Origin of the sequence: Paraburkholderia sp. 22098, assembly GCF_052045935.1 — a bacterium.
GTDB lineage: Bacteria > Pseudomonadota > Gammaproteobacteria > Burkholderiales > Burkholderiaceae > Paraburkholderia > Paraburkholderia caledonica.
This window is the reverse complement of the sequence record NZ_JBQEPV010000010.1, coordinates 234,799-254,705: the sequence shown is the minus strand read 5'-3', so window position 1 is coordinate 254,705 and position 19,907 is coordinate 234,799. Positions and strand designations below refer to the sequence as shown.

General features: G+C 63.1%; 17 protein-coding genes. 12 read left to right on the top strand and 5 right to left on the bottom strand.

The window, feature by feature from the left end:
- Positions 1-198 precede the first annotated feature (198 nt).
- Positions 199-777 (bottom strand): UbiX family flavin prenyltransferase, encoded by a 579-nt coding sequence (locus tag ACTJLB_RS22265; RefSeq protein WP_087752197.1) that lies wholly within the window; start codon positions 775-777, stop codon positions 199-201.
- A gap of 307 nt (positions 778-1,084) precedes the next feature.
- Here ACTJLB_RS22265 and ACTJLB_RS22260 point away from each other — a divergent pair, with 307 nt between their 5' ends.
- From ACTJLB_RS22260 to ACTJLB_RS22245, 4 genes are all read left to right on the top strand, one after another.
- Positions 1,085-2,176, top strand: a complete 1,092-nt coding sequence (locus ACTJLB_RS22260; protein ID WP_088174682.1) for a porin — start codon at positions 1,085-1,087, stop codon at positions 2,174-2,176.
- Positions 2,177-2,425: 249 nt separating this feature from the next.
- Positions 2,426-3,811, top strand: a complete 1,386-nt coding sequence (locus ACTJLB_RS22255) for an MFS transporter (RefSeq protein WP_087752195.1) — start codon at positions 2,426-2,428, stop codon at positions 3,809-3,811.
- A 10-nt stretch (positions 3,812-3,821) separates the two neighbouring features.
- Positions 3,822-5,207, top strand: coding sequence for an MFS transporter (locus tag ACTJLB_RS22250; RefSeq protein WP_440784479.1), 1,386 nt, complete (start codon positions 3,822-3,824; stop codon positions 5,205-5,207).
- Positions 5,208-5,338: 131 nt separating this feature from the next.
- Positions 5,339-6,988: a methyl-accepting chemotaxis protein gene (locus ACTJLB_RS22245; RefSeq protein WP_440784478.1), complete on the top strand. Its 1,650-nt coding sequence runs from the start codon at positions 5,339-5,341 to the stop codon at positions 6,986-6,988.
- Positions 6,989-7,040: 52 nt separating this feature from the next.
- Here the strand turns inward: ACTJLB_RS22245 and ACTJLB_RS22240 are convergent, their stop codons facing one another.
- Positions 7,041-7,448 carry a DUF2000 family protein gene (locus ACTJLB_RS22240; protein WP_440784477.1) on the bottom strand — a complete coding sequence of 136 codons (408 nt, stop codon included), beginning with the start codon at positions 7,446-7,448 and terminating at the stop codon, positions 7,041-7,043.
- 44 nt (positions 7,449-7,492) lie between these two features.
- Positions 7,493-8,350 (bottom strand): AraC family ligand binding domain-containing protein, encoded by an 858-nt coding sequence (locus ACTJLB_RS22235; protein ID WP_440784476.1) that lies wholly within the window; start codon positions 8,348-8,350, stop codon positions 7,493-7,495.
- 266 nt (positions 8,351-8,616) lie between these two features.
- Here ACTJLB_RS22235 and ACTJLB_RS22230 point away from each other — a divergent pair, with 266 nt between their 5' ends.
- The 4 genes from ACTJLB_RS22230 to ACTJLB_RS22215 all read left to right on the top strand — a co-directional run bounded on the left by ACTJLB_RS22230 (position 8,617) and on the right by ACTJLB_RS22215 (position 12,857).
- Complete coding sequence (locus tag ACTJLB_RS22230) at positions 8,617-9,597, top strand: 2-keto-3-deoxygluconate permease (protein ID WP_020065666.1); 981 nt, start codon at positions 8,617-8,619, stop codon at positions 9,595-9,597.
- Positions 9,594-10,892 (top strand): four-carbon acid sugar kinase family protein, encoded by a 1,299-nt coding sequence (locus tag ACTJLB_RS22225; RefSeq protein ID WP_440784475.1) that lies wholly within the window; start codon positions 9,594-9,596, stop codon positions 10,890-10,892. The genes ACTJLB_RS22230 and ACTJLB_RS22225 overlap by 4 nt, the downstream gene beginning before the upstream one ends.
- Positions 10,893-10,954: 62 nt before the next feature.
- The gene (gene pdxA, locus ACTJLB_RS22220) at positions 10,955-11,956 is read left to right on the top strand and encodes a 4-hydroxythreonine-4-phosphate dehydrogenase PdxA (protein WP_020065668.1); all 1,002 of its coding nucleotides are present in this window, start codon (positions 10,955-10,957) and stop codon (positions 11,954-11,956) included.
- 64 nt (positions 11,957-12,020) lie between these two features.
- Positions 12,021-12,857: a DeoR/GlpR family DNA-binding transcription regulator gene (locus ACTJLB_RS22215; protein ID WP_408164053.1), complete on the top strand. Its 837-nt coding sequence runs from the start codon at positions 12,021-12,023 to the stop codon at positions 12,855-12,857.
- A gap of 91 nt (positions 12,858-12,948) precedes the next feature.
- Here the strand turns inward: ACTJLB_RS22215 and ACTJLB_RS22210 are convergent, their stop codons facing one another.
- Complete coding sequence (locus ACTJLB_RS22210; protein WP_088174675.1) at positions 12,949-13,368, bottom strand: hypothetical protein; 420 nt, start codon at positions 13,366-13,368, stop codon at positions 12,949-12,951.
- Positions 13,369-13,471: 103 nt separating this feature from the next.
- Positions 13,472-14,239 carry a glycosyltransferase family 2 protein gene (locus ACTJLB_RS22205; protein WP_440784474.1) on the bottom strand — a complete coding sequence of 256 codons (768 nt, stop codon included), beginning with the start codon at positions 14,237-14,239 and terminating at the stop codon, positions 13,472-13,474.
- Positions 14,240-15,095: 856 nt separating this feature from the next.
- Between ACTJLB_RS22205 and ACTJLB_RS22200 the strand changes: the two genes are divergently transcribed.
- The 4 genes from ACTJLB_RS22200 to ACTJLB_RS22185 all read left to right on the top strand — a co-directional run bounded on the left by ACTJLB_RS22200 (position 15,096) and on the right by ACTJLB_RS22185 (position 19,899).
- The gene (locus ACTJLB_RS22200; RefSeq protein WP_131318063.1) at positions 15,096-15,857 is read left to right on the top strand and encodes an enoyl-CoA hydratase/isomerase family protein; all 762 of its coding nucleotides are present in this window, start codon (positions 15,096-15,098) and stop codon (positions 15,855-15,857) included.
- Between the two features lie 98 nt (positions 15,858-15,955).
- On the top strand, positions 15,956-17,017 hold the full coding sequence (locus tag ACTJLB_RS22195; RefSeq protein ID WP_392393024.1) for an ABC transporter substrate-binding protein: 1,062 nt from the start codon (positions 15,956-15,958) through the stop codon (positions 17,015-17,017).
- A 10-nt stretch (positions 17,018-17,027) separates the two neighbouring features.
- Positions 17,028-18,107: an ABC transporter ATP-binding protein gene (locus ACTJLB_RS22190; RefSeq protein WP_020065675.1), complete on the top strand. Its 1,080-nt coding sequence runs from the start codon at positions 17,028-17,030 to the stop codon at positions 18,105-18,107.
- Between the two features lie 10 nt (positions 18,108-18,117).
- A complete protein-coding gene (locus ACTJLB_RS22185) occupies positions 18,118-19,899 on the top strand; it encodes an ABC transporter permease subunit (protein ID WP_440784472.1) in 1,782 nt (593 codons plus the stop codon).
- The last annotated feature ends 8 nt before the right edge of the window (positions 19,900-19,907 follow it).

Below are 19,907 nucleotides of genomic sequence, written 5' to 3'. Positions count from 1 at the left end.
CCGGTGAAATCGGGAATTACTTTAATTCAGCGCGTCATGCGAAAGAAGCAAATTAATCCGAATGGCTTATCACTGAATTTTGATAATCGGGAAAGGGTTGGGAAAAACCCTCGGTTGTAGAAGCGCGATGGATAATTGAAAGGCAATTCAAGGCCATTGTGAGGAAACTTCAAAGGTAACCGCGGCGTGGCGGCGGGCTCACATGCCCCAGCGCTGCACGGTCGCCGTGTCGAGCCCAAAGAGGTCGAGCACGCGGCCAAGCGTGTGGTCGACCATGTCGGTCAGCGACTCGGGGTTGGCATAGAAGGCGGGTACCGGCGGGTAGACGATTGCGCCCGCTTCGGTAACGGCTGCCATGGTGCGCAGATGTCCGAGATGCAGCGGCGTCTCGCGCACCATCAGCACGAGCCGGCGGCGCTCTTTCAGCGTAACGTCGGCGGCGCGAGAGAGCAGGCCGCTCGTCACGCCGGTGGCGATTTCCGAGAGCGTCTTGATCGAACAGGGCGCGACGATCATGCCCATGGTCGGAAACGAGCCGCTCGAAATCGACGCGCCGATGTCGGTGTTCGAGTGACAGACGCTGGCCATCGCGCGGATGTCGGCGACGCTGTAGTCCGACTCGTGCGCGAGCGTGACTTGCGCCGAGCGGCTCATCACCAGGTGCGTTTCAATCTCCAGTTTGCGCAGCAACTGCAGCAGCCGCACGCCGTAAATGACGCCCGACGCGCCGCTAATACCGACCACCATGCGTCGCGGCGGCATGCCTCTCATATCCATATGGTTCTCCCGAATGCAAATCCATAATCTCGACGCGGCGGATGTTAGCACCGGGTTCCCGCTAATAGAAGCGCGGCTGCCAATTAATCCCGTCTACCTGGTGTTTTTACCGATCATTGAGGACTTTATTCGTTTTGTTCGATGGGTTGATAAATAATTTCCGATTCAAAACGCTAAATCCATTGGCTACACTCTCGCCAACATCTGGCAAAAGCGCAGCGAAACGCGAAGCGAAGTCGCTCGCATCCGCCACATGCGGATCGGCACGTGCACATGCGGCCGGCGAAAAAAACATTGGAGACATTTGTTGAGAACGACGAGTCTGTTATTAGGCGGCTGCGCCTTTGTACTGGGGAGTCCCGCGTTCGCGCAGTCATCGGTGACGCTCTACGGGAGCGTCGACGTGGGTGTCGATCTGGTTTCGAACTCGCGGGGGGCGCATCTGTATCAGGAGTCGGCAGGCAAGCGCACGCCAGACCGCTTCGGCTTCCTGATCAAGGAGGACATCGGCGGGGGCAACACGGTTTTTGCGCGGCTCGAATCGGGCTTCTTGACGAACACCGGCGCACAGATCAATCCGACGAGCTTCTTCAACCGTGACGCGTACGTGGGCATTGCGAACAGCCGGTTCGGCTCGCTGAGTCTCGGCCACATTCCCGACTACGTGTACGAATACGTGGGTGCATTGAACAACTCGGTGCCGGGCATCTCGTCGTTCTACACCGTGGGTAACCTGGACGGACTGGCCAACACGCGAGCGCTCGACAACTCGGTGAAGTACGAGTCGATCGATTATCGCGGCTTTCAGGCCGGTGCGATGAACAGCTTCGGCAACCAGACGAATTTCAGCGAAGGACGGCAGTACAGCGTCGGTGCGCGTTATCAGAACGGCATGGTGAAGCTGGGCGCGGCGTACTCGATGTCGCACAACCGCACCGCCGACCTGTTCGGTGTCTTCGGCGTGACCTCGGTGCTCGGTCAGCAGCTCAAACAGGGCACCCTGTTCAACGCCGACCGCTATAGCACCATCGCGGTTGGCGGCTCCGTTACGGCGGGCAACTTCATTCCGCACGCGACGTTTACCGATGTGAAGCTCGAAGACGCGCATGGCTCGGTGACGGAGCGCAACTACCAGGTCGGCGTCAACATCGACTTGAGCGGCGGCGCGCGCTTCTACGTGATGGGCATTTCGTACAACCGTTCGATGTTCGAAGGTCTGACGTACAACCAGTACAACCTGTTCCTCACGCACTATCTGTCCAAACGCACGCAGATCTACGCAGGTGTCGGTTTGCAGCGCGCTTCGGGCACGAATGCGAAAGCGGAGCAGTTCGGTTATCAGCCGTCGAGTTCCAGCGCGCAGACGGTTGCGCGCATCGGTATCAATCAGATGTTTTGACGCGACGCGCCTGCCGGGACGTAAGGTGCGAAGACGGCGGGCGGACATGAACCACGCAGCGGATTTGCAGCAGGATACGCACAGCAGGCTTTCTTCACCTTTTTCGATTTCATGATCGGGATTTTTTGATTCTGTAGCACGCTGGCCAGCCGTATATTGAGGCTCCTCCGGCGGCGCCAACGGCAAGTAGAAAGAAGCGGGGCGCGCAGCCACAGCACGCCACCGTCTGATCGGCACTTTGGGACGCACATGCAAGCAGACCGCACATTCGACATCTCGACACTCATAGAAGAGCAGAAGACAGGGCGTTTCGCCATTGGCCTGCTGTTCTGGTGCTTCCTCATCATGCTGATGGACGGCTACGATCAGACGGCGGTTTCCTTCGCTGCGCCCGCGATCATCAAGGAGTGGCATGTCGCGCGCGGCGGCTTTGGGCCGGTGTTCGGCGCAGGGCTCTTCGGCACGCTGATCGGCTCCTTCATCTTCGGCTATCTCGGCGACCGGTTCGGCCGCAAGCGCGCGATCGTGTCGGGCAGCCTGTTTTTTGGCCTGCTCACGCTTGTATCGGTGTGGGCTACTTCGTTGCATGAACTGATGCTGCTGCGGTTCATCGCCGGTCTGGGCATGGGCGGCGTGGTGCCGAATTCGGTGGCGCTGGTCGCCGAATACGCGCCCAAACGGCTGCGCGCGACGTGGGTGACCTTGATGTTTTCCGGGTTTTCCATCGGCGCGGGTTCGGGTGGGCTCGTTTCGTCGGCCCTCATTCACCGCTATGGCTGGCCGGTGATGTTCGTCGTAGGCGGCATCGGCTCGCTCGCGGTCGCGATCGTGCTGATGCTGACGCTGCCGGAATCCGCGAAGCTGCTGGTGGTGCGCCAACGCAGTGTCGAAACAGTGCGCAAGCTGGTTGCGCGCCTGCGTCCGGAACTTGCACTTCCGGCCGACGCGCAATTCGTGCCCGGCGAAGTCCAGGAGAAGAAGCGCTTCGTCCTCAAGCTGATTTTTTCCGACGGCCTGCGTGGGATTACGCCGTTGCTGTGGATTGTGTTCATCGTGAACTCAATGGCGCTGTACTTCCTGCAGAACTGGCTACCCATTCTGATGGAAGGCGTCGGTATCAATCCGCAGAGCGCCGGGCTCATCACCACCATGTTCTCCGTGGGCGGCGTGCTGGGCGGGCTGATTCTGTGCCGCTTCGTCGATCGTCACGGCGTGCTCGCGATCATCTCGCTGCCGGCGATTGGCTGCCCCGTCGTTGCTTTCCTCGGGCATGGCATGTCCGAGGCGTGGCTGATGTTTGCCGTGTTCGCAACCGGCTTCTGCGTGGTCGGTGCGCAGTACGGGCTCTACGCCGTCGCGGGCATGATCTACCCGACGTCGTTCCGCTCGGCCGGGGTGGGCAGCGCGATCTCGGTCGGCAAGATCGGCTCGGTGTCGGGGCCGGTGGTCGGCGGGATTCTGCTGTCGATGCATCTGCCTTTCTCACAGATGTTCTATGCGGCGTCCGGTCTCTTCCTGCTCGCCACGATCTTCTCGACGGTGCTCGCGGTACTGTACAAGGCGCGATTCGGCGACCAGCACAAACAGGACGACGCTCGCCTCAAGGAGATGCGCTCGGCGTTGGGCGACTCGTGAGGTGCATGCAATGAAGCTGCTCTCAGAGGACGATCGCGCCGTTGCACCCGCAGTCGACATAACCGCGCTGATCGAGCGGCAAAAGCTGCGCGGCTTTTCTTTGTGTCTGATTGCATGGTGCTTTGTGATCGTGCTGATCGACGGCTACGATCAGGTTGCCGCTGCGTATGCGGCGCCAACCCTGATACACGCGTGGCACGTCAAGGCCACTGACTTCGGCCATGTGTTCGGCTACGGCCTTCTCGGCGTGCTCGTGGGTTCGTTGCTGCTCGGCTTTATGGGCGATCGCATCGGACGGCGTTTGACGATTATTTATGGCGTCTTCTGGTTCGGGATACTAACGTTCGTCTGCAGCCTTGCAACGTCACTGGATCAATTGACAGCGCTCCGTTTTCTCGCCGGAATTGGCATGGGCGGGGTGGTGCCCAACACCGTCGCGCTCGTCTCCGAATATGCGCCGAAGGCGCGCCGCGCGACGTGGATCACGCTGATGTTCTCGGGTTTTTCGATTGGCGCCGGCGGTGGCGGCGCGATCGCGTCGTGGATGCTGCCGCGCTTCGGGTGGCCCGTCCTTTTTCAGGTGGGCGGCGTGGCGGCCGTCGCGGTAGCCATTGTGTCGTTGGCCGTGTTGCCCGAATCTGTCCGTTTCCTGATCCTCAAAGGGCGTGCGCCAGAGCAGATCGCGCGCATCGCGAGCCGCCTGGGGGCGGCAGCGCGATTCGGAGGCGCTTCGGTGGCCGCCGGTAATCAGCAAGCCGTTCGCTATATCGTTGACGATGAACAGCGTGTCCGCGCCACGCCATTCGCGTTGTTCGGCAACGGCCTTGTCCGCGTGACGCCTTTGCTGTGGGCGCTTTTCGTGCTGAATTCGCTGGCGCTTCACTTCCTGCAGAACTGGCTTCCTATTCTGTTCAACATGAGCGCGCTGCCACCGGCGCAAGCGGCAAAAGCCGCCATGATGTTTCCGGTTGGCGGAACAGTCGGCGCACTCGTGCTATGCCGCTGCGTGGACCGTTATGGCGTCGCGGTGATCCTGTTGCTCGCAATGCTCGGCCTCCCGGTTTGCGTCTCGCTCGGCATGCCGATGCCGGCACTGTGGCTTTATGGCGCGTCGTTCATTAGCGGCGTATGCGTGATCGGCAGTCAGTTCGCGCTCTATGCGGTGGCCGGCATGCTCTATCCGACCATGTTGCGCTCCGCGGGAGTCGGCTCGGCTATCGGCGTCGGCAAGCTTGGCTCGGTGGTCGGCTCGGTGCTGGGTGGCGTGCTGCTGGCGATGCATTTGCCGGTTGCGGACCTTTTCACGAACGTGTCGAGCGTCTTCGTTTTCATCGCGCTGTTATCGGTCTGGTTAGGCTGGAACCGGCGGCGAGAGGCCGGCGAGTCGATGGCTTGAACGCATGCCGCGTAAGCAGGGCAGCACTTCGGCGCGAGCCGTCGCATCAGGCGTTCGTCAGGTCGGATTCGAATGAGACAGGCACGGCACGACAAGATCCATGTGTATTCACAAAGCAAAAGGTTTGAATCATGCTGTCCGTTTCCACCGCCGGGGCCGTCGCACCCGCTCCCGATCCACAGCGCGTGAACGACGCCGATGAGTCCGGTCCTGGTGATTCCGTGGCTGTAGCTGTCGGGCGGCGCAAAGCCATCTCGTTGCAGCAGCGCATTGCGTTGACCATGGCGTTGCTCGCCGCGCTGATGACGGCCATCGGCGTGCTTGGTCTCGCGGGCACATGGCGCGCGAACGAGGCGACACGCGATACCTATGAGAACAAGCTGACGGCGGCGGTGCACATCGGCAACGCAGAGCTGCTGATCGCCCGCACCCGCCTCGTGCTCGGCGGTGCGATGGCGAGCGCTGACAGCGCCCACGCCCGGGAGCAGATCGGCCACGCGGGCGAGTTCTTTGCCCAGTCGGACGATGAGTGGCGCAATTTCGTTGCCGAGCCGCACGAAGCGGGCGAAGCCGCGCTCATCGCCGCCGCTGGGCAGCGCCGCGACGCAATGCGTGCCGCCATGCGGACGTTCATCGACGCTCTCAAGGCAGGCGACCGGTCCGCCGCCGAGCGGATCGGTACATCGCAGCTAAGCAAGCTGTTTAATGACATGAGCAGCGCAAACGACACGCTCAAGCGCGCGCTCTATGCCAACGCAAAGCGCAGCTACGACCAGGCGGAACGCTATTTCAGGCTGTTTTTTGCGGGATCGACGGCGATGCTCGCGTTCGGCATTGCCGCGGCGGCGTTCAGTTGGCTAGCGCTACGCCGTGCGATCGTTGCGCCGCTTCGCGACGCGCTCGCGCACTTCGATGCCATTGCGGCAGGCGATCTGAGCCGCCCCGTTGGCCGTCATCGTGCCGATGAAATGGGACAACTGCTCGACGGACTGCAACAGATGCAGGGGCGGCTCGCGCGAACGGTCACGACGGTGCGTGACAGTTGCGAGTCGATCGGCTCCGCCGCCGGTGAGATCGCTGCCGGTACGCTCGACCTGTCCTCGCGTACCGAGGAGCAGGCTGCCTCGCTCGAGGAGACAGCCGCGAGCATGAGCGGGCTGACCGAGACGGTCCGGCGCAACGCGCTGCGCGCGCAAGAAGCGTATACCGTCGCGCACGAGGCGGCGTCCGCCGCAAACGAAGGCAACCGTGCCGTCGACGAGGTGAGCAGCACGATGGCGCGCATCGACGCGAGTTCGCGAAAGATCGCGGACATCACCGGGATCATCGAAGGCATCGCGTTCCAGACCAACATCCTCGCATTGAATGCCGCCGTCGAGGCGGCGCGGGCTGGCGTGCACGGGCGAGGCTTCGCGGTCGTTGCCGCAGAGGTGCGTTCTCTCGCGCAACATGCGTCGACGGCGGCGAAGGAAATCGGTGTGCTGGTAGCGGATTCCGTAGGTGCCGCCGCCGACGGCTCGACGCTCGTCATACACGCCGAACGGGCGATCCGGGTTGTACTGGACGCAGCCGGACGCTTTCGGGAAGTGATGAGCGAAATGGCCACCGCAGCCGACGAGCAGCGCACCGGCATCGAGCAGGTGGACGCGGCACTCACCATGATGGATTCGATCACGCAGCAAAACGCGGCGCTTGTCGAGCAGGCGAGCGCGTGCGCGCAACTACTCGACGAGCAGTCCCGGCAGTTGAGCCGGCAGGTCGCGGTGTTTCGTATTGGCTGAGCGCGGCGCGCGTGGTCTGGTTCGGCGCCAGGTGCCCGGCGCTCGCGCCGACTCACGAGTGCAATTTCAGCCCTTTCACCGTTTTGTCGATGGCCTTTTTGGACCCATGCAGCGCGAGACCCACGAGGTCCAGGTTCGCCACATCCTGCGCACGAAAAACCTCGCGGTTCGCCGCGTCGTGGCCGGTTGAAAACATCGCGTGCACGTAAGGCACGATCGTGAGTTCGCGCGTGACGGCTTGCCGATGCGCAGCTTGCAGCCCGGAAAGATCGGTGGCGAACACCAGCATCGGTTGACCTAGCATGCGGCCATATCGGCGCCCGGCGGCATCCTCGTAAGGCTCGCCCAGCGCGTCCGGTATCGCGGCGGCGACACCCGTCGCGAGAAACGCGGCTACATTGAGTTTTTGCCAGACTGCGAGATCGTCGCGCACGATCAGCGCTACCTTCGTATCGAACATGTTTGCTCCTCGGTGAGGCGCTCATGATCGGCGAGCCTGCGCAATCAGTCTGGAACGTTCGTGCACATGCGCCGGTACGCGGCTGGGGTCATCCGGTACGCACGGCGAAACCAGCGGCCAAGATGGCTTTGATCCGCGAATCCGACTTCCGCGGCAACCTCCGCGGGTGTGCGGCCGTTTGCGAGCAGTCTGCGCGCCGCGCGCAGGCGCAGGCGGACCAGATACGCGTGCGGCGACGTGCCGAACGCCTGCTGAAACAGACGCGTCAGCCGGAACCGGTCAATCCCCGCAATACTGGCCAGTTCATCGAGTCCGACGTTGCCGTCCATGTGGTCGTGCAAGAAGTCGCGGACTCGCGCGATCGTGGCTGACATAGCCATGCTATCCGTCGTCGGCATATCGCCCAGGTGACCGGCGAGCCGCCTGACGAGGCGATCCAACGTCTGGTCGCGCGCCAGTCGACCTTCGTTGCCGTAGATCGCGAGAAACGCTTGCCGGATGGCGTCGACGAGGCCGCTGTCGTCGACGAGCGTATGCGCGAAAGCCGCGTCGACCCGCTGGAGACCGGGAACGTTCAGGCGGCGCGTCGCGCGTTCGACCCAGGTCTGCGGCAGATACAACATTGCGTAAGTGAACCCGCCTGCTTCCGGCGCATGGCCGTCGTGCAGCGCGCCTGGCTCGATCAGGATCGCACGGCCCGGGACGCTCGTATGCAGCGAGCGGCGGCACCGGAAGCGCTGTACACCTTGTTCCGTGTAGCCGACCAGCATGTCGTCGTGGTCGTGTGGATCGTAGGCGTGGCCGCTAAAATGCGCGCGCAGGCTTTCGATTCCCGTCTCCGGATCGCGCCGCGCCTCTAGCCAGTTGTCAGAACCTGCAGGGGAGAACGCCGCGCTCGTCATTGCTTACCTCGCTCCTTTTGATTGCCCGTTGCTGACCGCAGTGTACGTGGTCGGCATAGGTTTCGCGCCGTCGGCGCGGGCAGTTCCAGCCGGTTAGCGAGATACGCAGCAGCGCGTTGGGCACGCGCGCCGGGTCGCCGTCTGCTCACATCGATCACACAAATGATTGATTTGCGCAAGTTTCGCGGAAGAAGTACACTTCAATCTGATTGTTTCAATCAAATCAGTGACCAAATCAATCAGGTCGGATCAGACTGGAGACTCGTATGGCCCAAATACACATAAAGCGCGGCATTGAACGCGTACCCGGCGGCATGATGATCGTCCCGTTGCTGCTAGGCGCGCTCGTCGCGACCTTCCTGCCGGGCATGCCGAAATTCTTCGGCTCGTTCACAAACGCGTTGTTCACCGGCGCGCTGCCGATTCTCGCGGTGTTTTACGTCTGCATGGGCGCGAGCATCGACGTCAAAGCCACGCCTTATCTGCTGAAAAAAGGCGGCGCGCTGTTCGTCACCAAGGTTGGTGCCGCGATCGTAATTGGCGTCGTGATGGGGCATTTCCTCGGCGAACAGCCCATTTCGTCGGGACTTTTCGCCGGCCTGTCGACACTTGCCGTCGTCGCGGCGATGAACGACACCAACGGCGGGCTCTACATGGCGTTGATGGGCCAATACGGCCGCTCGGAAGACGTGGGCGCCTACACCATCATGTCGCTCGAATCCGGCCCCTTCCTGACCATGGTCACGCTCGGCGTCGCCGGTCTGTCGGCGTTCCCGTGGCCTACGCTCGTCGGCAGCATTCTGCCGCTGGTTTTCGGCATGCTGCTGGGTAACCTGGACCGCGAAATGCGCGCGTTCCTCGGCAAAGCCGTACCAGTCATGATTCCATTCTTCGCTCTGGCGCTCGGCGCGAGCCTCGATCTGCACAAGGTGTGGCAGGCCGGCATCCTCGGCATCGGGCTCGGCATTGCGGTTGTGATCGTCACAGGTATTCCGCTTTATCTGGCCGATCGTCTGACGGGCGGCACTGGTGTCGCGGGCGTCGCGGCAGCGAATACCGCGGGCAATGCGGCCGCTGTGCCGGCGCTGATCGCCGCGGCGAACCCGGTCTACTCAGAGGCTGCTAAAAGCGCGACACTGCTCGTGGCTGCGTGCGTCGTGGTGACCGCGATCCTGTCTCCGATCCTCACTGCCGCCGTCGCGAAACGCGTGCAGCTTCGCCGCGAAGCAGGAGAGCTGGCGCGATGAGCATACTGATCATCGCCGACGATCTGTCCGGCGCCGCAGATTGCTCGATCGGCTTTGCAAGCGCCGGCCACCGCACCATCGTTACGCTCGACGTGCCGGCACATGGGCTCGACGCACAGGCGGCCGACGTGATCGCCGCGGACACCGACACCCGCCGTCTCACGCCAGCCCAGGCCGCGCAACGCAGCGCGGCGGCGTGGCAGACATTGCGCGGTCCGGGCCGGCGTCTGTACAAGAAAATCGACTCGACGCTGCGCGGCAACTGGGCGGCCGAGGTCGCCGCGTTGCAGCCGCTAGCCGGCCTCGCGATCGTCGCGCCTGCGTTCCCGGCGACGGGTCGCACGTTGCGCGGCGGCCGCGTGTTCGTGCACGGCGAACCGCTCGAATCGACGGACACGTGGCAACTCGACAATCCCGGTCGCGCCGCCGACCTGCACGCGATGCTGGCGGAAGCCGGCTTGTCGACTGCGCAACTCGAAGTCGACGCGTTGCGCGAAGGTGCTGACACGCTCGCCGCGCAGATCGCGGCCGTGGCAGCGAGCGGCGCGCAGGCACTGGTGGTGGACGCCGAGACAAGGCAGGATTTAGCGACGCTCGCTCAGGTCACGACGCAGATGAGCGAGGCGCTGTTCTGGGTCGGCTCAGGCGGCCTCGCGCGCGAGATCGCGGGCCTCGCCGGTCTGTTCGAAGCCCGACCCGCGGCACAGACTCAATGCCCACCGCAATCGCGCGATGAAAACGCGCCGGTGCTGATTCTCGTGGGCAGTCTTTCGGCGGTGTCGGAGCGGCAGTGTGCGATGCTGCGCGAACGCGCGGGCATGGCGGAACTGACTGTACCGCCCGCGATGCTGCGCGACGGAGAGCGTCATCCCGACTGGCCCGCATGGCGGGCACGGATCGGCGAGGTGATCGCGACGCGCGCGGATCTGTTGCTGCGCATCGGCCGCGACGACGCGTTCGATCCCGCCGAAGGCGCGTTGCTGTCCACAGCACTTGCGGCGCTCGTCGAGCCGCACTTCGATGCGCTCGGCGGACTGATCGCAACGGGCGGCGAGACCGCGCGCGCGATGCTGAGTGCCGTCGGCGTCAGCGGTGTAGAACTGATTGCGGAGATCGAACCGGGCGTGGCCATAGGCAAGCCCGTCGAAGCCCGCGCGTCGCAACCGCATTTGCGTATCGTCACGAAGGCGGGCGCCTTCGGCACGGATCACGCGCTGTTCGCCGCGTGGCGCTATCTGCACGAAGCGCCGGCAACGTCGGCGGTCGCGGGAACCGGCTCACACGCTCCAGCCTGAGCGCCGCATCGGCGCAATCAGGCGGGCAGGTTAGGCAGACATCAAGGACCAGGCAAAACATCATGAGCAATTACCTTCCAGTCATCGGCATCACGATGGGCGACGCAGCGGGCGTCGGCCCGGAGATCATCGTCAAGAGCCTTGCGCACGACATCGTCTACAAGCAGTGCCGTCCGCTCGTGATCGGCGACGCGCGGCGGCTGGAGCGCGCGAACGAGATCGTCGGCGGCAACGCCCGGATCCGCCGTATCAAGGAAGCGGCCGAGGCGCGCTACGAGCCGGGCACGATCGACTGCATCGACCTCGACCTGATTCCTGCCGACATGCCGTTCGGCCAGTTGTCGGCAGTCGCGGGCGACGCCGCCTATCAGTTCATCGCGCGCGCGGTTCAACTCGCCGAGGCGAAGCAGATCGACGCGATCTGCACGGCGCCGCTGAATAAAGAAGCGCTGCACGCGGGCGGCCACAAGTTTCCCGGCCACACGGAAATGCTCGCTTATCTCACGGGTGTGGACGAGGTGTCGATGATGCTGGTCGCGCCGCAATTGCGCGTGATTCACGTGACCACGCATATCGGCATCATCGACGCGATCCGCAAGATCGAGCCGGGTCTCGTACAACGCACCATCGAGCGGGGTAACGCGACGCTCGTCAAGGCCGGCATTGCGAAGCCGCGCATCGGCGTGTGCGGCATCAATCCGCACGCCGGCGAAAACGGCCTGTTCGGTTACGGCGAGGAAGAAGAGAAGATCGTGCCGGCGGTGAAAGTGCTGCAGGAACGGGGGCTCGACGTGACGGGGCCGCTGCCCGCCGACACGCTGTTTTTCCGCGCCGGCCGCGGCGATTTCGACCTGGTGGTCGCGATGTATCACGATCAGGGCCACGGCCCCGTGAAGGTGCTCGGCCTCGAAGCCGGCGTGAACGTGACCGTGGGCCTCGAAGTGATCCGCACGTCGGTCGATCACGGCACCGCATTCGACATCGCGGGCAAGGGCATCGCCGACGAGCGCAGCTTGCTCGAGGCACTTCGCCAGGGCGCGGAACTCGCCACGCGGCGCGGCTGAAGCAGGGCAAATAGCGGGCGGCCGTGGTGTAAGATCGGCAGCCTCTTTACTGCAGATGACAGCCATGAAAGCGTCCGAGCGCCATCGCGCGATTCTCGATCTCGTTGTGACCGGCGACGCCAACGTCGAACAGCTCAGCGCCGCGCTCGGCGTGTCCGAGGCAACGGTCCGGCGCGATCTCACGACGCTTGCGAACCAGCGCCGTCTCGTGCGCACCTATGGCGGCGCGACCGCGCTGATCGGCTCGCATGAGCCGGAGGCGTCGCTGGAGGAACGCAAGGCGACGCAGCGCGAGCAGAAGGAAGCGATTGCGCGGGCGGCTGCCGCGCATGTGCACGACGGCGATACGGTGCTGCTCGACGGCGGCACGACTTGCGCCGCGCTCGCGCGGCATCTCGGCTCGCGCGTCGATCTTCACGTGGTCACCAATAATCTGCTTGCCGTGATGACGCTCGCGAACGCTCCGGGTGTGCATCTGACGCTGATCGGCGGCGACTTGCGCAGTTCGAGCATGAGCACGCTCGGGCCGCTTGCCGAACTTTCGCTGAGCCGTTTGAGCGTCGACAAGGCGTTTCTCGGCGCGGATGGCGTGGTCGCCGAATTCGGGCTGTGCGAAGCCAGCGCGCAGCAAGCGTATCTGAAAGACTGCATCATCCGGCGCGCGGCGCAGGTTCTCGTGCTTGCCGACGCCGACAAACTCGGCCGCTCGCGGCAACAACACTGGACTCCTCTCGAACGCGACTGGCGGCTCATAACATCGAACGTCGCGGACGAGGCGCTACTCGCGCCGTTCAGAGCGCTGGAACGCGTGGTCGTGGAAACAGCGGATGTGGATAGTTCGCCGCTTGCGGCGACGCCCGTCGAAGCCGCGCTTCGACGTACGGCCGCTGCCTCGGACTGAAGTACGAATCGCAGTGACGCGTGTCGCGCATCGCGTGCGTAGAACAACGAATGAGCATTGCGCGAATCGCCAGGTAGCCTGGCCTACGGCTTCATTCGCCGAGTCGTGCTGATTGGCCTCGGTCGCCGCTTTGTTCGCGCGGCTTGTCGGCGCCAGTATTGGGCGGCGTCGTGGGCGGCGTCGAGCCGGCGCAAGCTTCGAGCGCGACGACTGCCCGCTTCGCAAGCTCGACCGTTTCCTCGCATGCGGCCACGTTTCGGAGCATGCTGCAGCGGCTTCCCCAGCCGAGCTTCGACAACACCGAGCGCAGCTTCGCGAGCGCCGCTGCCGGCGAGCCGTTGTCCGAAATGAGCGAGGCCATGTCGAACGCGCTGCCGCCCGGCGTCGTGATCACTGTCGGACAGCTCGACGCCGCGCCCGCGGTGGAAACGACGAAAGCCAGAGTCAGCCCGACGGTGCCCGTGCGCAAGCCGCCGGGAACGTCGAAATACGTATTCATCGATACGATCATACGAAACTCCCGGTCGGCAGGGTGCGATCCTGGCCAGATCGCACGGTTCAGTGTGGGCGGCGGCTTTTCATTCTGCTCTCACGCGCCGACAGAAAAAAGCACCTCAACGATTTGCATTGAGTTGCACGAGCGCTTTGCGATACTTTCGCCGCGTGTAGGACGAAGCGTAAAGCGCGAGGGTTAGGCCGATGCGACCGTCGCGGACATTGCCTTTGCGGATGTACCACTTCAGGAATGCGCCCAAAGGGCTGAACCAGCTTTTGAGCCACAGAACGCGAGCCGGGTCTCTTCTATCCAGCAGGTCGGTTGCGGCGAGGTCCGTGTACAGATCGAGCTTGGTCTTCATCTCACTCGCGGTCTCAAACGTACGATGAACCACCGGCGATTCGATTCGCCCACAGTTCTCGTAACCGGTCAGCGTTTCGTGAACGCTATGGTCGGTGAAACGCAGCGTGGCGCGCCGATAGATGCGGATCGGATAGTCCGGAGACGAGATCGGCATCAGCGCGTGAATGACCTTGCCCATGACAACCCAATCGCGCCTGACGGCATACGCTTCGTGATCGAAACCGCGGGCTTTCAGTGCGAGCACTTCGTCGATCAACGCGTCGCTCGCGATTTCGTCGCTATCGAAAAACATCACGGTTTCGTGCAGGCAAAGCCCGTTGGCGAACTGCCGTTGCGTTCGAAAATTATCGAACGGCCGATGCACGATTCGCGCGCCGTGTTTAGCCGCAATCGACAGCGTCGCGTCGGTGCTGCCGCTATCCACGACCAGCAGGTCATCTGCGACACGCTTCGCGGCCGCCAGAACCTTGTCCAGATAACGCTCGCTGTTGTATGTGAGAACGTAGACGGATAGTGGAGTCAAATTGAAACCTGAGTAATAAGTTGGACCGGCTGGCGTTTTACCACCCGGTGCGAGCACGTTGGTCGTCGCGCCGAATCAATTTCGTGCTGAACACGGAATCGTCCGCAGTCTTGCGAACGAGATGGAAGCCAAAGACGCCACGCGGGAACCGTGCTGCACGTCCGCACAGCGTGGCCTGGTGACGAAGCGATACACGCGCATCGCGGTGACTGCGCGAATAAGGGTTGCAGCGGGGTTGCAGCATTCGACCGGCGTGTGATTTTACATTGTTGCGCGGACGTCGACCGGCGATCGCTTCCATCGCCCGCCATGTATGGGGCGGACTGTCGTGCGCTTCGCGTTGTTTTTTCGCGACTTGACGAAGAGCCAGTTGCGCCGACACGCACGTGCCACAAGCTTCTGACGCGCTCAGCGCATGCTTTCATACAAAACACCCGATGTTCATGCCCCGCAAACGTCGCTACGATTCATCAGGCGTCAGCGTTCCCAAACGTTCGGCGTGTGTGTTTGTTCGCCGCAGCTTGTCTGCGGCTTTTTTCTGCGCGTCGATTTTGTCATCGATGCGGGCCTCTGTGGTTCCGTGCTCCGCGATCCGCGATCTGTCGTGATCGTTTCCAGCGGCGCAATGCCGTTGTGCGTCAGCGCCGCGGTGCCAATCCTCCCTCTATTAAACCAAGCTCCACCGCGCACTTCGACGCGGTTGTGTCCGATCGTCCAACTAACTATTAAGCGCTCGAAACGCGCAGAGCGTGCGCCAGGGAGCTTCACCGATCATCTCTCTGGTAAACCCGCTTGCACCTTAATTTTGATGCGCCTATATTGCATTACACCATCAACTATTGCGATGCGATAATCCATGAGCAATGACGTGCTGTTCTCGAATCACGGCCGCGTCGCGGTCATCACTCTCAATCGTCCTGAGCGTTTAAACGCGTGGACCACGCCGATGCGCGAAATGATCATCGAGGCGTTGGAGCGCTTTAACAACGACCCCGACGTCGCCGCGATCATCATGACGGGGGCGGGCAACCGGGCGTTCTCGGCGGGCCAGGACCTGTCGGAAGCACATGATTTCGACGGCGAACGCGCGGTGGCGTGGGTCAAGGAATGGCAGCGCTACTACACGGCGCTGCGCAGTCTTGCGAAGCCGCTCGTCATGGCGCTGAACGGCACAGCCGCGGGCTCGGCATTCCAGGTGGCGCTGCTCGGCGATATTCGCGTCGCACATGCAGGTGTGCGCATGGGCCAGCCGGAAATCAATGCGGGCATTGCCAGCACGACCGGCCCCTGGATCATGAACTCGATGCTCGGCATGTCGCGCACCATCGAGCTCACGCTGACGGGTCGTCTGATGGACGCGGACGAGTGTCATCGCATCGGCCTCATCCATCATCTGGTCGACGAAGACAAGGTGTTCGACAAGGCGCTGGAAATCGCCACCGAACTCGCCGCGAAGCCGCCCGTCGCGATGCGTCTGGACAAGCAGCGCTTTCGTGAGATGACGGAGCCGGGGTTCGTCGACTGCATCGAAGCGGGGGAGCGCATTCAGCGTGAAGCGTACGACTCGGGCGAACCCGCTCGCATGATGGAAGAGTTCTTCCGTAAGCGCGGAAAGTAGCCGGCCGCGAGCGGGGCTGAATGCGGAGCCCGAAGCCGCCAGAATCGAGTCAAAGTCGCACCGTTCCAATCTCAACCCATGTGCGGGAGACCTGAACAATGACGCAAGACTTCAACGCAACGCGCCGTCGCATTCTTCATGGCGCGGGCGCGCTTGCCGTCGCGAGCGCGATGCCGCTCGCCGCGCGAGCCCAATCGAAGCAGATCGTGGTATCGGACCCGGGCGGCCCCTATACGACCGCTTATCGCGAAGCGTTCTACGACCCGTTCGAGAAAGCAACCGGTATCAAGGTCGTGAGCGTCGCGCGTGAATCGCAGCCGGTCGCGCAATTCGCGGCGATGGTGCAGACGAAGAACTATGTGTGGGACGTCACCACGCTCACGCTGTCGGCCGATATTCCGTACCTTGAATCGAAAGGGCTGCTGGAACCCATCGGCCTGAAGACGAGCGACTATCCGGACATCATGCCCGACGCGATCACGCCGAACTGGCTCGGCGTCGACGTGTATTCGACGGTGCTCGCGTATCGCGCGGACAAGTTCAAGGACAACGGTCCGAAATCGTGGGCCGACTTCTGGGACGTAAAGAAATTCCCCGGCCGCCGCTGCCTGCGGCGCAGTCCGCTCGACACGCTCGAACAGGCGCTGCTCGCCGACGGCGTGCCGCTCGACAAGCTCTATCCGCTCGACGTGGATCGCGCGTTCAGGAGCCTCGACAAGATCAAGCCGCACGTCAACATCTGGTGGACCTCGGGCGCGCAAGCCATGCAGGCGATCCAGAGCGGCGACGTCGACATGATCTCGGCGTGGAACGGCCGCGCGCAAGCCGCGAAGGACGGCGGCGCGCCGGTCACGATCGTATGGAACCAAGGTCTTTATTCGATCGAAGGCTGGGGCATTCCGAAGGGCACGCCGCGCGCGGAGGCGGCAAAGCAGTTCGTGCGCTTTTGCGCCGACGCGAAGCGTCAGGCGCTGCTCACACGCACGCTTGCCTACGGTCCGACCAACAAGAAAGCGTTCGAGACGATCTCCAAAGACCGCGCGACGTTGTTGCCCACGGCGCCCGACAACATTCGCGATATGCGGCTGCCGAGCCCTCAATGGTGGGAAGCGAACCGTCAGAAGGTCACTGAGCGGTTCAATTCGTGGATCATTTCGTAAGGACCGCATCATGAGTTCGAAGCTCGAGGCGATCGGCATTGCAAAGCGCTACGGCGATGCGGTCGCGCTGGAACCGACGGACCTCGCCGTGCAGGCCGGCGAGTTCCTGACGCTGCTCGGTCCGTCGGGCTCGGGCAAGACCACGCTGTTGCAGATGATCTCGGGACTCGTCGCGCCGAGCGCGGGCCGTATCGAGATCGACGGGCGCGACGTCACGCATGTCGAACCCGGCAAGCGCGGCATCGGCATGGTGTTTCAGAGCTACGCGCTCTTTCCGCACATGAGCGTGTGGGACAACGTCGCGTACGGTTTGCGCATGCGACGCAAGTCGCGCGACGAAGTGCGCGGGGCCGTCGACGACGCGCTCGCGATGGTTCGCATGACCGAATATGCCAAGCGTTTTCCCAAGGAGTTGTCGGGCGGACAACAGCAGCGGATTGCGCTCGCGCGCTGCTTTGCGTACCGGCCTTCGGTAATTCTGCTCGACGAGCCGCTCGGCGCGCTCGACAAGAAACTGCGCGAGCATATGCAGTCGGAGATTCGCCGCTTGCATAAGGAGCTCGGCGCAACGTTCGTATATGTCACGCACGATCAGGACGAAGCCCTCACGCTGTCCGACCGCATCTGCCTGATGAATCAGGCGCGCATCGAGCAGGTGGGCACGCCTGCCGATCTGTACGACCGTCCCGCGACGCGCTTCGCGGCCGGCTTCATCGGTCATTCGAACCTGCTCGAAGGCGCGCTCGACGATACGCGCGGCGCAAGCGGCGAGGCGATTCTGCTCGCGGCGGGCGGCCGCATTCCGCTGCCAATGAACGCAATGAACGCATCCGTTGCATCCGGCGCGGCCGGCACCCGTCACACGCTGCTGGTCCGCCCGGAGGCGCCGCGACTTGTCGAACCCGAACGCGGCTTTGTCGACGGCACGATTGCGGACATCGTGTTCTTCGGCAGCGATACACGTGTGCAACTCGCGATGAACGACGGCAGCGAACTCACCGTGCGCTGCGAGCGCAGCCTCTCGCCGCGCATCGGCGACAAGGTCGGCCTCGTGTGGGACCCATATCGCACGACGCTTCTGCAGGCCTGAGAGGACCACGATGACCATCGCTCTTCATGCGCGCCGCGAGAACGAAGCCTCGCGCCGCGGCCGCTCCGTGTGGCTCGCGCGCTGCATGCGCTTTTTGCCGATCGTGCCGACGCTAGTGTTCCTGCTGGTGTTCTTCATAGTGCCGGTCGGCGAAATCCTGCAAGGGGGACTTGTCAGCGCCGAAGGGCAGGTCGGCTTCGCGCAGTTCGAGCGCATTGCACGCACACCGGTCTACGCCAAAGTGTTGAGGATCACCTTCGCCATTTCGTTCATGACGGCGGCGCTATCCATTCTGCTAGGCTATCCGGTTGCCTACATGCTGAGCCGCCTGTCTGAGCGAGCACGCGAACGCTGGCTGCTGTGGATCATGCTGCCGTTCTGGACCAGTTATCTGGTGAAGACTTACGCATGGATGTTGCTGCTTTCGAAGACCGGCGTGCTGTCGACCATCGCGTTATCGCTCGGCCTCGTGCGCGAGACGAGCGGCACGATTCCATCGCTCACCGGCGTGCTGATCGGCATGGTGCATTCGATGCTGCCGCTCGCCGTGATGACCATGCTGCCGGTCATGCGCGGCATCGACGATCGGCTCACGCAAGCCGCCGAAACGCTCGGCGCCGAACGCAGCACGAGCTTTTTCACAGTGTTTCTGCCGCTGTCCTCGCCGGGCGTCGCGGCGGCCGGCCTGCTCGTGTTTATCTCGAGCCTCGGCTTCTTCATCGTGCCGGCGCTGCTCGGCTCGCCGAAGGAAACGATGATCGCGCAACTCGTGATCTCGTCGGTGCTGGAGCTTTTCGACATGCGCTTTGCCGGCGCGTTGTCGACCGTGTTGCTGGTCTGCTCGATCGTGATCTTCTTCGTGTACGACCGCATGGTGGGCCTCACGTCGCTCACCGGCGAAGTGGCGGAGCGTCAGCGCGGCTCGCGTGCGCAAGGCATCAAACTCGCGCTTCTGATCGCGGCGGGCCGGGTGTTTGCGCCGTTCGTGATGCGCCGCAAGACGCACGCCGAAGAGGGCGCGCGCGCGGTCAGCCCGCTCGGTTTCTATACGTGCGCGATCATGATCGTGCTCGTCGTGCCGGTGCTTTCCGTGATTCCCTATGCGTTCACGAAGAGCGACTACATTTCTTTCCCGCCGAAGCTTTTCAGCGTGCGCTGGTTCGGCACGTTCATGGATTCGCCGGTGTGGCAAAGCGCGATCGTCCGCTCGTTCGAAGTGGGTCTCGGCACCGCGCTGCTGTCGCTGCTGCTCGGCTTCGGCGCCACACTCGCGATGACGCGCATGCCGCGCCGCGCGAGCAAGCCGATCTTCGCGCTGCTGGTCGCACCGCTGATCGTGCCGCGTATCGTGGTGGCAGTCGGCTTGCTCTATCTGTTCGGACGTTTCGGCCTTACAGGCACCAACCTCGGCCTCGTGATCGGTCATACGGTGCTCGCCATTCCGTATGTGGTCGTCACGCTCGCTGCCGGCTTCCAGCGCTTCGACTGGCGTCTTGACGACGCCGCGCGCGTGATGGGCGCGTCGCCATTGCGGCGCATTACGTCGATCGTGTTGCCGCTTCTCATGGCAAGCGTGACGGCTGCGTTCCTGTTCGCATTCCTCGTTTCGTTCGACGACCTCACGATTGCGATCTTCGTTTCCGGCGGCATCAACTCGACGTTGCCCAAGCAGATGTGGGACGACATCCAGCTTGCGATTACGCCGACACTTGCAGCCGTGTCGACAACACTCGTCATTCTGATCGCGCTCGTCGTCGCGGTTTCCTCCTGGCTCAAGCGCAAGACGCGCTGAGTCTTCGT

Coding starts and splice junctions, on each gene's coding strand:
- pdxA (WP_020065668.1), top strand. CDS start 10,955: ATGAGCAATTACCTTCCAGTCATCGGCATCACGATGGGCGACGCAGCG.
- ACTJLB_RS22210 (WP_088174675.1), bottom strand. CDS start 13,368: ATGATCGTATCGATGAATACGTATTTCGACGTTCCCGGCGGCTTGCGC.
- ACTJLB_RS22225 (WP_440784475.1), top strand. CDS start 9,594: ATGAGCATACTGATCATCGCCGACGATCTGTCCGGCGCCGCAGATTGC.
- ACTJLB_RS22190 (WP_020065675.1), top strand. CDS start 17,028: ATGAGTTCGAAGCTCGAGGCGATCGGCATTGCAAAGCGCTACGGCGAT.
- ACTJLB_RS22215 (WP_408164053.1), top strand. CDS start 12,021: ATGAAAGCGTCCGAGCGCCATCGCGCGATTCTCGATCTCGTTGTGACC.
- ACTJLB_RS22255 (WP_087752195.1), top strand. CDS start 2,426: ATGCAAGCAGACCGCACATTCGACATCTCGACACTCATAGAAGAGCAG.
- ACTJLB_RS22240 (WP_440784477.1), bottom strand. CDS start 7,448: ATGTTCGATACGAAGGTAGCGCTGATCGTGCGCGACGATCTCGCAGTC.
- ACTJLB_RS22200 (WP_131318063.1), top strand. CDS start 15,096: ATGAGCAATGACGTGCTGTTCTCGAATCACGGCCGCGTCGCGGTCATC.
- ACTJLB_RS22250 (WP_440784479.1), top strand. CDS start 3,822: ATGAAGCTGCTCTCAGAGGACGATCGCGCCGTTGCACCCGCAGTCGAC.
- ACTJLB_RS22195 (WP_392393024.1), top strand. CDS start 15,956: ATGACGCAAGACTTCAACGCAACGCGCCGTCGCATTCTTCATGGCGCG.
- ACTJLB_RS22230 (WP_020065666.1), top strand. CDS start 8,617: ATGGCCCAAATACACATAAAGCGCGGCATTGAACGCGTACCCGGCGGC.
- ACTJLB_RS22245 (WP_440784478.1), top strand. CDS start 5,339: ATGCTGTCCGTTTCCACCGCCGGGGCCGTCGCACCCGCTCCCGATCCA.
- ACTJLB_RS22185 (WP_440784472.1), top strand. CDS start 18,118: ATGACCATCGCTCTTCATGCGCGCCGCGAGAACGAAGCCTCGCGCCGC.
- ACTJLB_RS22265 (WP_087752197.1), bottom strand. CDS start 777: ATGGATATGAGAGGCATGCCGCCGCGACGCATGGTGGTCGGTATTAGC.
- ACTJLB_RS22235 (WP_440784476.1), bottom strand. CDS start 8,350: ATGACGAGCGCGGCGTTCTCCCCTGCAGGTTCTGACAACTGGCTAGAG.